Here is a 15734-nt window from a genome sequence, read left to right on the forward strand (position 1 = left end):
GTTACCTGGGATTTGGGAAGCATTCCGGCAGGAGAAAGCAGGACATTGAACCTTGTGGTAAATGTTGCTTCGGACCTGGAAGACGGTACAGTGCTAAGAAACATTGCTGTAGCGAACAGTCCTACAGATGACCAAGGACCGAAAGAATCCGAACCTGAGGATGTGACGGTGGAAGAAGACCTTCGTGCTTTACTGACCATTCAAAAAAGTGCCATGTCATCAACAGTTGCTGCCGGTGAGGAATTGACATATCAAATCTCCATAAACAATAGAGGATCAGGTTCGGCCCAAGATGTAATAGTGACTGACCCAATACCAGAAGGTACTGCTTTTGTATCGGCAAACCTTGATGGTGCACATACAAATGGAGTAGTTACTTGGAGCCTTGGAACCGTAGAAGCGGGAGAATCAATCGATCTTGAACTGACTGTTTTGGTCGATGAGGATCTTTCTGGAGGTACTACCATCAGGAATATTGCGACGGTGGAAAGTCCTGATGATCCGGAGGGTCCTAAGGAAAATGATCCAGAAGATGTAGTAGTTGAAGATGATGCACAAGCAAATTTAACTATTCAAAAGAGTGCCATGTCAGGTACGGTAGGTGCCGGTGAGGAATTGACTTATCAAATCACCATAAGCAATAGCGGAACAGGTTCAGCCCAAGATGTAATAGTGACTGACCCAATACCAGAAGGTACTGCTTTTGTATCGGCAAACCTTGATGGTGCACATACAAATGGAGTAGTTATTTGGAGCCTTGGAACCGTAGAAGCGGGAGAATCAATCGTTCTTGAACTGACTGTTTTGGTCGATGAGGATCTTCCTGGAGGTACTACCATCAGGAATATTGCGACAGTGGAAAGTCCTGATGATCCAGAGGGTCCTAAGGAAAATGATCCAGAAGATGTATTGGTTGAAGAAGATGAAATTTTAGATACGCAGGTGTCGGTTGTTAAAACTTCAAATGTAGCATCAGCATCACCAGGAGATCTTATTGAATTTTCAATTCAAGTCACCAATGAGGGAGAAAATTCTGCAATGAACGTAGTCATCACCGATATACTCCCTGATGGTCTGATGGCTATGAATGCCAATTCAGGTGGTGAGATTGAAGGTAATACAGTTACTTGGATAATTGATTCAATACAGCCAGAAGAATCAATTACTGTCATTGTCACAGCCATGGTTACAGCAGAAGAAGGAAGTATCATCAATAGTGTGGTGGTGACTGGGGATAATTTTGAAGATGAGGAGGATGAGTCTGACCCTGTTACTTTAAACTTGGTAGACTTGGTCATTGAAAAAGAAGTTTCTGCGAATATTGTAGGTGTTGGAACTAGGTTTGAGTATCGAATAAGGATCACCAACAATTCCGAAAATACTGCGACAGAAGTCGAAGTATCAGATTTCTTACCAATAGGTGTTCGCTTTATTGACGCTGTTCCTGAACGAGGGTCAATTGATTATGATGGTACGCTTAGAGTTCTGCATTGGAGGATAGATGAGCTAGCACCTGGAGAGACATTGCTTTTAAACATTGACGTACTGGCTGAAACTCCGGGTGAAAAATCAAATACTGCAAGAGTAACATCCAGAGAAAGGGACAGTAACGAGAACGATAATACATCCACTGTTGCCCACACACAAATTGAATTTGAGATTCCAAACGTATTCACACCTAATGGAGATGGGATAAATGATACTTGGGAAATCCGGGGTATACAAGAATTCTTTAGCTCAAACAGTCTTCTAATTGTAAATAGGTGGGGAGTGGAAGTATATAAATCAGATAATTATGCGAATGATTGGAATGGAGGCAGCTTGAGTGCAGGAACCTACTATTACCAATTGAAAGTAGTCCGACTTGATGGAAGTGAAGAGGTATTCAAAGGTTATGTAACCATTTTAAGGTAATCAAATGAAAAAGTTAATTATAATATCTATCGGGCTATTCTTAGTGATTTCACTTTATGAAGTGAAGGCCCAGCAGGTCCCACAATTCAGTCAATACATGTTCAATCCTTTGTTCATCAACCCCGCATATACTGGTTATAAAGAGCAGTTGTACGTGCAAAGTTATTACCGAAAGCAATGGGCTGGAGTCCAAGGAAGTCCTGAAACTATAGCTATTGCTGCAGATGGTTATTTGCCTGATAAAAATATAGGAATAGGTTTGGTCGGGATGACTGACCGTTTGGGAGCACAAAGGACAAGTTCAATTTATGCGAATCTTTCCTATCACCTGAGACTTTCCGAAACCGGTTACCTGAGTTTTGGTTTGGGGATCGGCTATGTCAATTCATTAATAGATGGTAATGAGTTATCTCCTGGAAACCCGAATGACCCTTCGGTGCCAGGATCGAGAAACCAAATTTCCTATCCAGATCTTAAGGCAGGGGTATTTTATTACGATGACAAATACTTCATGGGAATTGCTTTTGATAACCTGTTGACTCCAATATTGAATTTTGATAATGGCGAGGTAATGGCTGAACCAAGAAATCATATGAACATTTCTGCTGGCATGTGGATGGATATCAATAGAGATGTTGCTTTTCGCCCTTCTTTCATGTTTATGGATGATTTTAAGAGTCCGGCTAGATTAGACTTGAATGGATCATTTGTTTTTGTGGACAAATTTTGGGTTGGTGCTTCGTACAGGACAGCACTGGATTATGCAAATAGGTCTCTTTCCAGCGAGCTGAAAAGAAGTACAGGGATTGTAGGACTTATTGAAGTATTTGTTACTGAAAGTTTGCGAGTGGGATATGCCTATGACCATAACATTACAGGCTTTAATGTTAGGTCATTCACAACCCATGACATTTCTATAGGCTATCTATTCCCGGCGCGACGCGTAAGAAGCGTGTCTCCAAGAAACTTTTAATTGACTTAACTATGATGAAAAAAATACCATTACTCATTGTTTGCCTTCTACTTTTTTTTGGTTCATGTTCAAGTCTTTTTGATAGGGACTTGAAACAAGCCAGGGAAAACGAAAAAATGTTTAATTATTCTTTGGCTAAGGAAAATTATTTGAATTCCTACGAAAGGAATGAATCAGAATCTTCCATAAGAGGACTGGCATATACCAACATTAAACTTCGGGAATTTGGACAGTCAGAATCTTGGTTTTCTAGGCTTGAACGAAATGGTAATCTCGATGGAGAAGACTATTATTATTATGCCTTGGTGCTTCAGGCTAATGCAAAGTTTCAGGAAGCCATGCAATATTTAGCCAAACTTCAATCTGATACTGTCGCAAATGTATCCCCTGAAAAAATACAGAACCTAGAAACATCTCTGAATCTCGGTAAATCAATGTTGAATAAAGGTTCAAATATTGTAATTGAGACTATCAGTGGAATCAATACCGAATTTTCTGAATTCGGAGCTGTACCTAATGGGGAAGAATTGATTTTTATTTCAGACAGGCTTCAAAAGGAGGGTGGGGTTATCAATTCCAAAAATGCCTTTAAAAGTGAACGAGATGGATGGACAGGCAATTCATTTTTTTCTGTTTACACCTCAAAGCTGGATTATGAAAAGAATGCTGTCGAGGACGTGGAAAAACATGAATTTTACGAGCATGACTATCATATAGGTCCTGTTTCTGGAAAAGGCAAATACAGATTCTTTGCTAAAACTGATAAAACCAGTGAGGCCAAAAATTTATCATTGAGACGTGATGCCCTTACCGTTAATCCAGGTTTGTATTATAGTGAAAAAGTAAGCGATGAATGGTCAGATCATATTCCTTTTGAATTCAATTCAACTTTAGAGTATATGGTAATTGATCCATTTTGGGATGAAGAAAGCCAAACCTTATATTTTTCATCTGATATGCCAGCGGGTTATGGAGGTCTTGACCTTTATCAGATTAGGCTTGAAAATGACTCCACATGGTCCCAGCCACAAAGCCTTGGACCTGAGCTCAATACCTCAGGTGATGACAGGTCACCATTTTTGGACAGTAATGGTGATTTTTACTTTTCATCAGAAGGACATCCCGGCTTAGGAGGGTTGGATGTTTTTGTAATGAGGAATTCCAAATCAGGAAACAGAACAATCGAAAACCTTGGGGCACCTATAAATTCAAACAGAGATGATTTTTTCTTCTTTAAAGTCAATGATGACTTTGCATTTTTATCTTCCGACAGACAGGGTGGAATGGGGAGTGATGATGTTTACAGAATCAATTTGAATCTGGAAGAATTTGTTTTATTGAAAGGAAAAGTCTTGGATAGAGACACTGATGAACCTATTGCGAATGCAGTAATCACTGCAGTGAACAAATCATCAGGTGTTAGCGCTCGCTATGTGACTGATAATGATGGAGAATTTCTATTTAAAGTACCCGTGTTGAATGCATATAGCCTTTCAGCTACAGCCACGGATTATATTAGGGAATCCCTTGAAGATGCCTTGATTGGCAATGAAGAAGAAAGAACGAAAGGAGAGAAGTTTGTTCAAATTTACTTAGAAAAAATGGAGTTGGATAAAACCTACACAGTTGAAAACATCTTCTATGATTTTGATAAAGCAGTTATTAGGGACGACGCCAAGCCTGAACTCAACAAACTTGCGAACCTGCTTCAAGAAAACCCAACATTAAAAATTGAACTTCATTCACATACCGATTCAAGAGGAACTGAGAAGTATAATCAGAGGCTTTCTGAAAAAAGAGCTCAATCTGCGGTTGATTTTATTGTGTCATTGGGGATAAGTTCCAGCAGGATTTCTGCCAAAGGTTTTGGCGAATCCCAATTGGTAAATAACTGTAAAGATGGAGTCAAATGTTCGGAAGAGGAGCATCAAGAAAACAGAAGGACTGAGTTTAAGATTATTGATTATTAGAATTCATTTGATTAAAATGTTTTCCTTTTCACCTAACTCTGCCAAGTGACACTCGATAATCATCCGGATTGCCCTGCACATTGATGTTGAGAAATCGTACCCGTCGATTGGTATTCCTTACTATAATTGCATCCTCTTGTTCAGGATCCACTTCATTTCTAGATCGTCCACCAAACAAAGCCCTGAATCCCACTTGAGTTACTAAATTAAGTGGGATTCTGATTTGATATTCCATATCTAGGTCAAGTGACTGTCGACCAGAAACTTCCAGAAATCCAAGACTGGAATTGATATTCATATTTGGAATTAACAATTCACCGTCTTTCAAGTCAAATGTATTGGTAAGGGTATCAAATCTGATCATATTTAGATTTCTATCTGAAAAATAATTTGATAAAGCGGTAAACGGGGCGAAATTTATCAAGACACCATTATATACTGTTAGAGCCAATTTTGCCTTTGATTTGTCAATGATAGGAGTCAGGTCAGGGTAAACCAAAAACTTTCCTTTTACTGTACCTGAAATATTCCCCTTTAAATTTTCATTGATCATTATATCCTTTCCGGAATTTTCAAGCTTGAAAAGCAACTTGTCTATATCCAGTTTTTCAGCGCTGATTTGTGTATGTAGATAGATTTTTTCAGGGTCACTTCCGTTCAAATAACCTTTGATTCCTAAACTACCTCTGGCAACTTTTAACCCCAAGGTATCCACATGGACCATATGATTAGTTGTGGTACGGGCCTTCCCTTTGATGTTTTCCAGCCAATTGTAGTGATAATTCAATTTTTTAATATCAACACTGAACTCCATATCCCTAAATGGAATATTGAAAATATTAAATGCTTCAGCATGTTTCACTTCTCCTTCAAAACCCTTGAAGCCCATAAGTGCATCCAAATCCAAAGCTTCAGCACTTAAATGAAAGTAATTATTTTTGCTTTGCGAACTATCGCTGAGATTCAGACTTAGATCAAAGTTGAAAACAGACTGTCCCATCTTACCTCCAAAACCCCTAACATCAAAGTAGTTTTTATTCCAATTGATTATGCCTTTAAAATCTTCAAGTTTTAAAGGATGAAGTTGAGTCCTTCCATTAAGCTTGTCGAGCAATAATTCTACTGAATGCAAGCCATTCAGGAAGTAAAGATTAATTTTACCCTGAAGATCTAAAGCTGAAAATTCCTCACTACCCCAAGATGTTGGTAAATAGCTGACACCACGATGAAATAATATATCTTTTAATCTAAGTTTGGAGGATTTCAAAGACCAATCTATGGTCGAAGCGCCCGCCAAGTCTTCCTGAAACCATTTTGGGTAATTCAAAAAGGTGGCTTTAAGTAAAAAGTCAGATTGATCTATTTTGCCTGAGAATTTCTGTATATCTACCTTGTTTTCATCAATAAGGAGTTCTGCTTTGAAATCTTCAAATGTGTGAGGGTAGTTTTCTAGTGTTGCATGAAAATTGTCAACCACTAATTTGCCATGAGGGAGATATTTAAAATCAAAAAACTCTGCAGCATTTATGGCGAAGCTTATTTGAGTGGAAAAATCATGAATTATTTCTTTTTTTTCAGGTCGATTTAAAATTTGTGCCAAATCAATTTTATTTGAATTAGCCTCAATACTTAGATTAACTGTTTTATCAAAGCGGTGAAACAATGCAGGTAAATCGCTTACATTCCCCTTAAATTCAAAATCAGAACCTTCAATTTGGAAGCTCAATTCATTCATGGATAAAGAACCATCCTGCATGACAGCATAAGCATTGACTTTCTTTATTGGTAATGGGTAATCGCTGATTGAAAATTCAAGGTTCTTCAGTATCAATTCTGTCTGTATGCTTTGTTTTAATTGTGCCAAATCTGCACCGGTAGCATCTAAGTCTACTAATTCATCAAAATCCATGGTCACCAAAACCTGACCACTGATTCCTTCAAATTTTTCTAAGCGAAAAAATTCTCCAACGAAACCCAAGTCTAAGTCAGCATGTAATTTCACTTTTATATAAGGATCCTCAAAATTCCGTACTGTCAGTTCACCTTGAAATACCCCCTGTTCAGGACGAGCATTGAAATTTTGCACCCTCAATTCTGAAGTTTTGAGATTTCTTTCACTTCCATTGGTGAAAAATCCGAAAAATCTCAAGTCGTCAACTTTCAAATTATTATCCAACCTTTGGAAAAAGGCATTTTCACACCCAAACTCTATCGTGATAAGTGGTTTGCTGCCATATCCTAAAATCCCTTTTACGCTACCTTTGAAAAATACCTCCCCTTCGTTTTGGTATTCATTCAAAACAGCACCTACACCAGTGGGCAAAAACGCTCCAAACATGTTAAAATCTGGTTTTTGCCCTTCTACCTTTAGGTCCATTTTGACACCACTTTCGAGAAAGTCAATTTTCCCATAGGAAGCAAAATTTGCACTCTCCAAACCTATAATGGAGTGGTTTATATTAAGAACTTGATTCTTTGAATCGAAATTTAAGTTAAGACCTAAGTTTACTGACTTTTCAGCAAAAAAGGTGGGTTGTCCCGCTTTTAACACATCAAAAATTAAATTGCCCTTGAGGTTAAATTTAAAGTTGTTATCGTTCTTATTGACATTACTTTTCCAGCTGTCTATACGAGCAAGATAAGATATGGTATCTAAACTGTTTTCAAAAGAAACTTGGAAATTGGAAATTTTAACTTTGGCCAAATCAAACTCTATAATTTTACTTTCTTCCTCAGATGTATTTCTCTGAATTCCTAAAGCTGCGAATACATTGATACCTCCGTTTGCGTCTTGAATCACATCCACATATCCATCACTGATACGTATGCTTTTTACTTTGTATTTTCCCTCTAAAATTTCCCAAATATTAAAGCCTAAATACAAATGACCGGCCTCATAAAATGGTTTCGTTTCCTTTCTTTTGTCTTCATAAAAGGAAACACCTCTTAGATCAATTGAGATATATGGAAATTCTTTAAAAACTGATACCTTACTTTCATTTATTGTAAGTTTACCCACAAGTTGCTCATTTGCAGACTTTAATGCTTTTTGGACAATCACTTCTTGATGAAAAGTAAATAGGATAGTTGCCAGTACTATCACAAAAAAGGGAAGAAATAATAAGGCTAATAAGCCCTTTTTTATCCAGGGTACCATGAGACAACTTAAATTTTCAAAAAGAAACGTTAAGCCCCCATATAATGGTTACATCTTGATAAAACAATTCTATTTAAACCAATGAATTTGAGTTTGGAACTGAAAAAATTTGCTTTAAATTGATTGATAAAACTCTAAGATTGTAGGATAATTTTGTTCAATCCAACATCCTGGCTTCTATCCCTTCGAAAGTCATCTTTACAGGAAGTATTTTCCCATTTTCATCAAACTCCATTTTATCTATACAGGTAACACGATGGTTGTGATGGGTTTCTTCCAAAGGGCGACGGTGATAGACTATGTAATACTCATCTGCATTTGGTATTTGTAAAACAGAATGATGTCCTGCACCGCGGGCAATGGCTTCATCTTGTTGGAGAATTACTCCCTCTCTTTCGAAGGGGCCGAAAGGATTGTCAGCAATAGCATAAGCCACCCTATAATCAGGTCCAGTCCACCCGCCTTCTGACCACATAAAATAATACTTGCCTTCTCTGATAAACATAAAAGGTCCTTCCACATAATCCTGCGGTGTTACTTCTTTGTACATTTCTCCGTCCTCAAAAGGGAGTAGACCAGTGAAATCTTTATTGAGTTTGACCACATTGCATCTTCCCCAACCGCCATAATACATGTAATAGGTCTCGTCACTATCCTTAAAAATATACTGGTCAATGGGTTGGGAATCATTGACGATTTCATTGATCAGTGGTTTGCCCAAGAGATCTTTGAACGGCCCTTCAGGCTTGTCCGAGACAGCCACACCGATACCACCGATTTCACCTTCATGCACATCATTTGCAGCAAAAAAGAGATAATACTTCTCATCCTTTGAAATCACTCCAGGAGCCCACATTGCCTTTTTTGCCCATTTGACTTCGGCTGTGTCAATGATGCGTTCGTGTTTAGTCCAGTTCACCAGGTCTTTTGAGGAGAAAGCATCCATAAATACCTGCTTTTCAAATTCGTCGGAATATGTAGGGTAAATCCAATATGTATTACCGTATATGATAGCCTCTGGATCAGCATACCAACCTTGAAACACAGGATTTCCGGAAAATTCAATTTTTGATGCACTGTCCTCTTTCTGAGATTGGCAAGCAAATGCGAGTAAGCAGATAATGGGTACAAGACGTTTCATAGCAAAATGATTAGGAAAACAAAAATTAAGAATTGAATATGAAATTCCAATAAAAAGTCAATGGGTGGTAAAGTGAGGAAAATTTACCGAATACCTGTTTGACGCTTTTCTAATTCCCGGAACTGCTGAGCTTGAAATTTTACAAATTAGGAGTTGATTTACCACAATAACACCTTTTTGTTCCTCTTTTTTAACCCTTCATTTTATGTGTTTATATTTTGCTTTTTAAAGACCACCCCGATTAGTCGGGGCAGGCTATGGAATCTCGCAGTATAGATAATCATCCCTGTGTGTGATGCTCTCGTCATGTTCGATTTCCTGCCAAAACAATAATAATTTTTTGAGGTTCTTTTTTTGAATATTTCAAAAATCTAAACGTACATGCTTACTCGTATTTGTAATTATGAAAACAATTCCAACAATTAAAACAGGCCAACTTTCTTCTCAAAGAAGAGATTTTCTTAAGAAATCAGGTTCCGTGGCAATTATGTCCATGTTTGGTGTAGGCTTCTTTACTTCATGTGCTGAAGATGAAGAACCGATGATGAACGATAACAATCCCCCTGCAGCAGGTGGAAATGCCATTACTTTTGCAGACAACATAATCACTGTTGACTTGGATCGATCTTCTGCTTTGGACAGAACAGGGGGATGGGCATTGGTGATTGAAGCGCGGACTTTGATAGTAAATGTAGGAGGAGGACAATTCAGTGCCCTGACTTCAGTGTGTACGCATTCAGGATGTGACAGAAACTGGTCTTACAACAACGAGGTGCTCATATGCAGTTGCCATGGTTCAAGATTTTCCAATACAGGAGATGTCTTGCAAGGACCTGCCAATAGGCCTCTTGACGCATTTCCTACCAATGTGGATGGAAGAACTCTAACAGTCAATGTATCATGAGTTTTAGAAAAGAATTAATCGGATTTATCTTTCTCATTGTATTCTCTGTCAATCCAAGCTTTAGCCAGGAGTTTATAACCGAAAATGGTAGTGTAACCTTTCTTTCCAAAGCATCTCTGAATGAATTTGAGGGAAAGTCGCAGCAATTGCAAGGATTGGTAGATCTCAATAAAAACCTGTTGGACTTCTATATAGACCTCAATACGCTTAAAACAGGAATCGGTCTTAGGGATAGGCACATGAGAGAAAATTACCTTGAAACTCAGAAATTCCCCTATGCTGAATTTACTGGTAAAATAGCTGAAGGCCCTGAGTTGAAAAGTGGTGAATCAAGAAAAGTTACTGCCAAAGGGAAATTCAAGATTCATGGAGTTGAAAGGGAAATCGATGTGCCTGGAACTATAAAGAGATTAAATGACAATACCTTAGAATTGGAAGCTGAATTCAAAGTGCTATTGGGGGACTATAAAATAGACATCCCCAAAGTAATGTTCTATGAGCTCTCAGAGGAGCAGACAGTGACAATAAAAACCCAACTTAAAAAGAAATAGTATTATGAAAACTTTCAAAATCACGGTTTTGTTGATTTTTAGCCTGATTTATACTGTCGAGGCACAACTAGAGAGGAAGCCTGCCAATGAATCCCAAGAGGTTGATTTGATATTTCATGCGCCGCGTAGCATTAATTTGTTTACAATAGAACCACTAGACAAGCAAACGCTCCACTTTGCCATCATGCATACTTTTGGTACTGTGGATGGTGGGGTACAAAACCTCTTTGGTTTGGATAACGGAGCCAACATACAATTCAGTTTTGAATATGGTTTCAATGATAAGTTTTCATTAGGCATGTCTCGCCAAAGCCGTGATAAAATGTATAATATCTATGGCAGATACCACTTATTGAAACAGACCCAAGATGATAAAATGCCACTTTCAGTGTCCTTTATGGGGGCAGCTGGTATCAATACTGCCAATTATCAATTTTTAAATGAGTCCAATCCTGATTTTATGCAAAGGTCCAGTGTGGCTTTTCAGCTGATGGCAGCAAGAAAGTTTTCCGACAAAATCAGTTTACAAGTAAGCCCCATGATGGCTTATTTCAATGATCCACAACCTATTTTCCTGATAGAGGGTGATCAAAATTTATATTTGGCCTTGGGCTTTAGTGGTAAATATAAAATTACAGGTAAGTCATCTATAACCTTACAGTACATTCCCAATTTGAATTCTGACCTGAGGAGTAATATGGGAGTAGGGATTGACTTGGAAGCAGGTGGACATGTTTTCCAAATGTACTTTGTGACTTCCCAAGCCTTGAATGATCAATATTTGCTCGCTGGAGGAAACGGAGTTCCTGGTGAGCAGTTTAGGTTGGGCTTTAATGTAAACAGGGTTTTTGCTACAGGGAAAAGGTAAATCAATTTGACTTTACAAATACTTGCACTTCCACCCATTGGTCCTCATAGAGGACCTTTTTTTTATACCCAGATAACCTTGCTTTACTAGACAACTCTTCTAAGTAGCGCTCCTCATCAGGGTATGCGTGTCTGTAATATTTATAGACAAAAAGCCTGAAAGGTTGACCCTTATCCAAAACAAAATCTATGTCAAACTTTAAGTTTTTGACAGTTGAACTGGCTAGGTTTTCTGGAGAAATAATCAAATTTTTACTAAAAAAAACAAAGTCATTTATAATTATATATTCCTTATTATTAACATTTTGAAGACTATCATTGAGAATATACTTGAACTTTTTAAAATTCTTGTTTTGATTCTGATAGGCGACGCTTAGTATTACGGGAAGGATTAAAATAATGGAGATTGCTATTTTAAAAAATGGTTTGGACAGTAAGAAGAAAAAGACTAATGCAAAACCGAGTAAGTAAGCGGTCATTGTAAAATCTCTTGTCAAAATGCTGATGAATGCCCCTAAAATCAACAATAAAAAAATCCAAAATTTATACCGTTTCCATTCTGAATACCCAAAGGCAATCAGGACAGCAGAGGCTGGAACAAGGATCGTCAAATGTCTTGGATTAAGATATATAGGATTGTAAAATTCCAAGGTGGAACTCATAAACCAAAAACCCAGCATCAGGCAAACAAAGGCCAAAGCCATTTCGACAAAAAACGTTTGTCTCGTTTTGAAAGCTTTGATTAGCCCCGGCACACTAAATACCAACCAAATCCAATAGGATCGCTCTACAAAATTGGTAAAGGGAAGGTATGTAAGCCTTTTTATCACTGATCCCAGCCCTTTGTCAGCATAGGTAAATTCTGAAATGTAGTGACCTTCGTTGACTGACGAAAACCGGGATAAAACATCCCCTGTGATAATCTGGTAGGCTGCAAAGTAGAATCCGAGTACCAATACAGAACTCGATAAAAAGTATATGTAGAACTTTAAGCTACATCCTTTTTTCCAATCAAAATAGCATAACAAGATTGGAAATGGAATCAAAAATACCATCATTTCCTTTGTAGAGAAGCCAATTATGAAAGCAAAAGCCATGATGATGCTCATGGAGATGGGGTATTTGTTTCTGTATACAGCAGCTACGGGAATTAGACAACCCCAAAATGCAAGCAAAGTATCAGGATACACTTTATTGGTAAAGTGAAGGAAATACACTTGTGTGCAAAAAAAGAGGGTAAACCAAAAGCCTTGGGTTTTGTCTCTCAACTGAGCATACAATAAGGAATATGTCCCCAAAACAAATATCAGGGAAGCAATTGAGCCGATTCGATCCGAAAAGCCGAATAGAAATGTAAAAAATCCTGAGAAAATAAAGGCACCCCACCTATGACCAAAATGACTATCATCAGGAAATGCTTCTCCCGACCATAGGCTTTGACCAAAGTTCAAGTAAGTGACATCATCGCTGAATGTAATGCCATCATATCCGATATACCAATACAACAGCAAAAACAGGTGCCCGCCTAAAAATTGATATTCTTTCCAGATTTGATTTTGGGACATTATGTGTCAATTACTTTTAGCTTTGTACCTAAATGTACTATCTTTTGCCTTTAATTCTATGATTATGGCAAAGGCAAATACGATAGAGCAGCAAAAAATTCTCAGGGTTTTTAAATTAATCAATCTCCTCAAGTCAAATATTGGCAAAAATGTCCATAAGCTTGCAGAGACACTTGATACTGATTCCAGGACTATTTACAGGTATTTCAAACTATTGGAAGCTTTGGGATTTGAGATTGAAAAAAAGCATGGCAAGTTTCGTTTGGTGGACAAAGTTGGCAGCCCTGATGAATATGCCTATGGTACTTTTAATGATGAAGAGATTCTTTTGATCAATGCCTTGATGAGTAAGTCTACTGACAAAAACCTCTTGAAAGATTCAATTTTAAAGAAAATAAACATAAGGTCTGATTTCAATCAAAGTGTCAATCAGCTATTCAATGCCAGATTGGGGAAGTTTGTTGATCAAATTTCCAGAGCGATCAAGGATAGAAATCAGGTTTACCTCAAGGATTATTATTCTCTGAGTTCGGATTCAGTGACAGATAGACTGATTGAACCTGTTGCTTTCAACAAAGCCTATGATGCCATTTATGCCTTGGAAGTAGAAAGTAAAGAAATGAAGATTTTTAAAATCGAAAGGATAGGAGAGGTGCAGTTGACTTCCAAACCGATCAAGCACCAATCTTTACACCAGAAATTGGAGCCGGGCTTGTTTGGTTTTTCCGGAAAAAATCAGTTCTTCGTCAAATTGAAGTTGAGTAAAAAAGCCTACCAATTGATGATCGAAGAGTATCCGGATGCGAAGCCACATACCGAATTCAAAAATAGGAAACAGTATTTCTTTGAAGGGGAAGTTCCTCAATTACCAGGGTTGGCAAGGTTTATTTTAGGTTTACCAGGAGAGGTAGAAGTAATTGAAGGAGAGGAACTTAAGGAGTATTTGAAGGAGCAGATGGAGAAAGCAAAGTACTTTTAAATTAATTTGCAAATGCGCAATTATACTAGTATTCAATAGTAATTTGGATTTTTACCTTCAGATATTCATTGATACTGGATATTCGTGGATTTTGGTTCTTAACCACAGGTTGATTTTCTAAAGTTAGGTTAGTGGTGTGTTGTAGAAAATCATGTAAAAATAAAAGAGCCGCATCGAGCGGCTCTTTTTGATATTACTGATGTTCATCTCTCAAGAGGTCATTGACAGTTTTGACAGGATTAAAAGTGATCAAAGGTACTTCCACAAAGACTGTATTCCAGCCGGCCATAGATCCATTCCATAGTCCAGGCAATTCCAAGGCCTTCAGGTCCCTTCCGCTCTTTGACTTTTCTGTAATAAATCCGGTGCGCATATCTCTGAATTTCAACAGATCAAAAGGATTTCCTTCAAAATCTTTGGTGGCACAAACCAAATCAACTGGGTTGAAATGTGTTGAAGATTGCATGATGTTTTTTTGGGCATCATCCTCCAAATCAATCTGTGCTGTTTCTGCAATTTGAAGTGAGATAGAAGAATCGTCTTCATTGACCCAAAAAGGGCCACCGCCGGGTTCACCGGTATTTTTGACCATCCCACAGACACGCAAAGGACGATTTAGCTTTTGGAACAAGTAGTCTGCTTTTTCTTCTAGAGGCAATTCGGAATATTTACTTGGCAATTTGCCCTCCAACTTTTCTTTAAAGGTTTTTTCAGCCAAAGAGAGGCTATTTTCATCTTTTGAAGCTTTCAATGCATTCAATGCCTCAAAAACTGCCTCTTGGATTTCCAACAACAAAGCCCCTATGGCAATTTTGTATTCTTTCGTCGTAGGTTTCAGACGATCAGGGACAACATTGTCAATATTTTTGATAAAAATCAGGTCTGCATCTATCTCATTGAGGTTTTCCAACAAAGCGCCATGCCCTGCAGGTCTGAAGAGGATACTTCCATCTTCTTCCAAAAATGGCTCATTGTCCATCGTGACTGCAATGGTATCTGTTGACTTTTTTTGCTGAGAATAGGAGACATCAAACTTGACTCCAAACTCCTTCTCCAGTTTGGGTTGAATTTCAGCCACTTCTTCCTTAAACTTGGATTCATGCTCTGGCGACACAGTAAAATGTAACCTCACAGTGTCTGCCTGCCCAAGCCCATACATTACTCCTTCAATAAAATGCTCATAGGTAGGTGTTCTGTCATTGTCTTCATAATGGTGAAACTTCAGCAATCCTTTAGGAAGTTGGCCGTATCCCAAACCTCCGTCATTTAGAAGCTGGCTTACAATTTTTTTATAGTCTTTATTTTCTAAAGCTGTCTCTATGCTGCTTCCTTCCTTTTTGAGGCTCGTATTGAGGTCAGCATAAAAAGCAAACTTTTCAATTTGATCGATAAATTTTTGGATGAAAGGACTTTTGGAAATATCCCCATCACCTTCTAAAAAGGAAAATAAGTCCTTAAACATCCTGGAGGCGGCACCACTGGCGGGAACAAATTTCACCACCTTTTTTTCTGAAGCTTTTTTAGGATAGGAATCCAAAAATGACTGAAGCTCATTTTCATCTATAGACTTGATTCCATTTCCTATCGTAGCTGCTTTGATTATGGGTAAAAAAGGAAACCCTTCCCTAAAGTGATTGAGTTGCTCGTTGACTTTATCAGGATCCATTCCCTGATCCTTGATCCGTTGAATTAATGCTGTATTCATGGCTATTG

The 15734-nt window shown here is 38.0% G+C and carries 11 protein-coding genes; 7 read left to right on the top strand and 4 right to left on the bottom strand.

Features of this window, described 5'->3' with window-relative positions; translation table 11 throughout:
* The 3 genes from CLW00_RS00005 to CLW00_RS00015 form a co-directional block, all read left to right on the top strand.
* A partial coding sequence (locus tag CLW00_RS00005; protein WP_106131607.1) for a T9SS type B sorting domain-containing protein occupies positions 1-1914 on the top strand: 1914 nt, incomplete at its 5' end.
* Positions 1915-1918: 4 nt separating this feature from the next.
* Positions 1919-2887 carry a PorP/SprF family type IX secretion system membrane protein gene (locus CLW00_RS00010; RefSeq protein WP_106131608.1) on the top strand — a complete coding sequence of 323 codons (969 nt, stop codon included), beginning with the start codon at positions 1919-1921 and terminating at the stop codon, positions 2885-2887.
* A gap of 11 nt (positions 2888-2898) precedes the next feature.
* Positions 2899-4857 (top strand): OmpA family protein, encoded by a 1959-nt coding sequence (locus CLW00_RS00015; protein ID WP_106131609.1) that lies wholly within the window; start codon positions 2899-2901, stop codon positions 4855-4857.
* 28 nt (positions 4858-4885) lie between these two features.
* Here the strand turns inward: CLW00_RS00015 and CLW00_RS00020 are convergent, their stop codons facing one another.
* Positions 4886-8014 carry an AsmA-like C-terminal region-containing protein gene (locus CLW00_RS00020; protein WP_106131610.1) on the bottom strand — a complete coding sequence of 1043 codons (3129 nt, stop codon included), beginning with the start codon at positions 8012-8014 and terminating at the stop codon, positions 4886-4888.
* A gap of 157 nt (positions 8015-8171) precedes the next feature.
* Positions 8172-9155 (bottom strand): glycoside hydrolase family 43 protein, encoded by a 984-nt coding sequence (locus CLW00_RS00025; RefSeq protein WP_106131611.1) that lies wholly within the window; start codon positions 9153-9155, stop codon positions 8172-8174.
* A gap of 403 nt (positions 9156-9558) precedes the next feature.
* Between CLW00_RS00025 and CLW00_RS00030 the strand changes: the two genes are divergently transcribed.
* The 3 genes from CLW00_RS00030 to CLW00_RS00040 are packed head-to-tail and all read left to right on the top strand — an operon-like array spanning position 9559 to position 11478.
* Positions 9559-10059: a QcrA and Rieske domain-containing protein gene (locus CLW00_RS00030; RefSeq protein WP_106131612.1), complete on the top strand. Its 501-nt coding sequence runs from the start codon at positions 9559-9561 to the stop codon at positions 10057-10059.
* Entirely contained in the window at positions 10056-10610 is a 555-nt protein-coding gene (locus tag CLW00_RS00035; RefSeq protein WP_106131613.1) for a YceI family protein, read from the top strand. Before CLW00_RS00030 ends, CLW00_RS00035 begins: the two co-directional genes overlap by 4 nt.
* Positions 10611-10614: 4 nt before the next feature.
* Entirely contained in the window at positions 10615-11478 is an 864-nt protein-coding gene (locus CLW00_RS00040) for a DUF5777 family beta-barrel protein (RefSeq protein WP_106131614.1), read from the top strand.
* A gap of 1 nt (position 11479) precedes the next feature.
* Here the strand turns inward: CLW00_RS00040 and CLW00_RS00045 are convergent, their stop codons facing one another.
* The gene (locus tag CLW00_RS00045; RefSeq protein WP_106131615.1) at positions 11480-13042 is read right to left on the bottom strand and encodes an ArnT family glycosyltransferase; all 1563 of its coding nucleotides are present in this window, start codon (positions 13040-13042) and stop codon (positions 11480-11482) included.
* A gap of 64 nt (positions 13043-13106) precedes the next feature.
* Between CLW00_RS00045 and CLW00_RS00050 the strand changes: the two genes are divergently transcribed.
* Entirely contained in the window at positions 13107-14021 is a 915-nt protein-coding gene (locus CLW00_RS00050; RefSeq protein ID WP_106132180.1) for a helix-turn-helix transcriptional regulator, read from the top strand.
* A 193-nt stretch (positions 14022-14214) separates the two neighbouring features.
* Here the strand turns inward: CLW00_RS00050 and CLW00_RS00055 are convergent, their stop codons facing one another.
* Positions 14215-15726, bottom strand: coding sequence for a DUF4301 family protein (locus CLW00_RS00055; protein WP_106131616.1), 1512 nt, complete (start codon positions 15724-15726; stop codon positions 14215-14217).
* Positions 15727-15734: the final 8 nt, after the last annotated feature.

The organism is Mongoliibacter ruber (assembly GCF_003003005.1).
Taxonomy (GTDB): Bacteria; Bacteroidota; Bacteroidia; order Cytophagales; family Cyclobacteriaceae; genus Mongoliibacter; species Mongoliibacter ruber.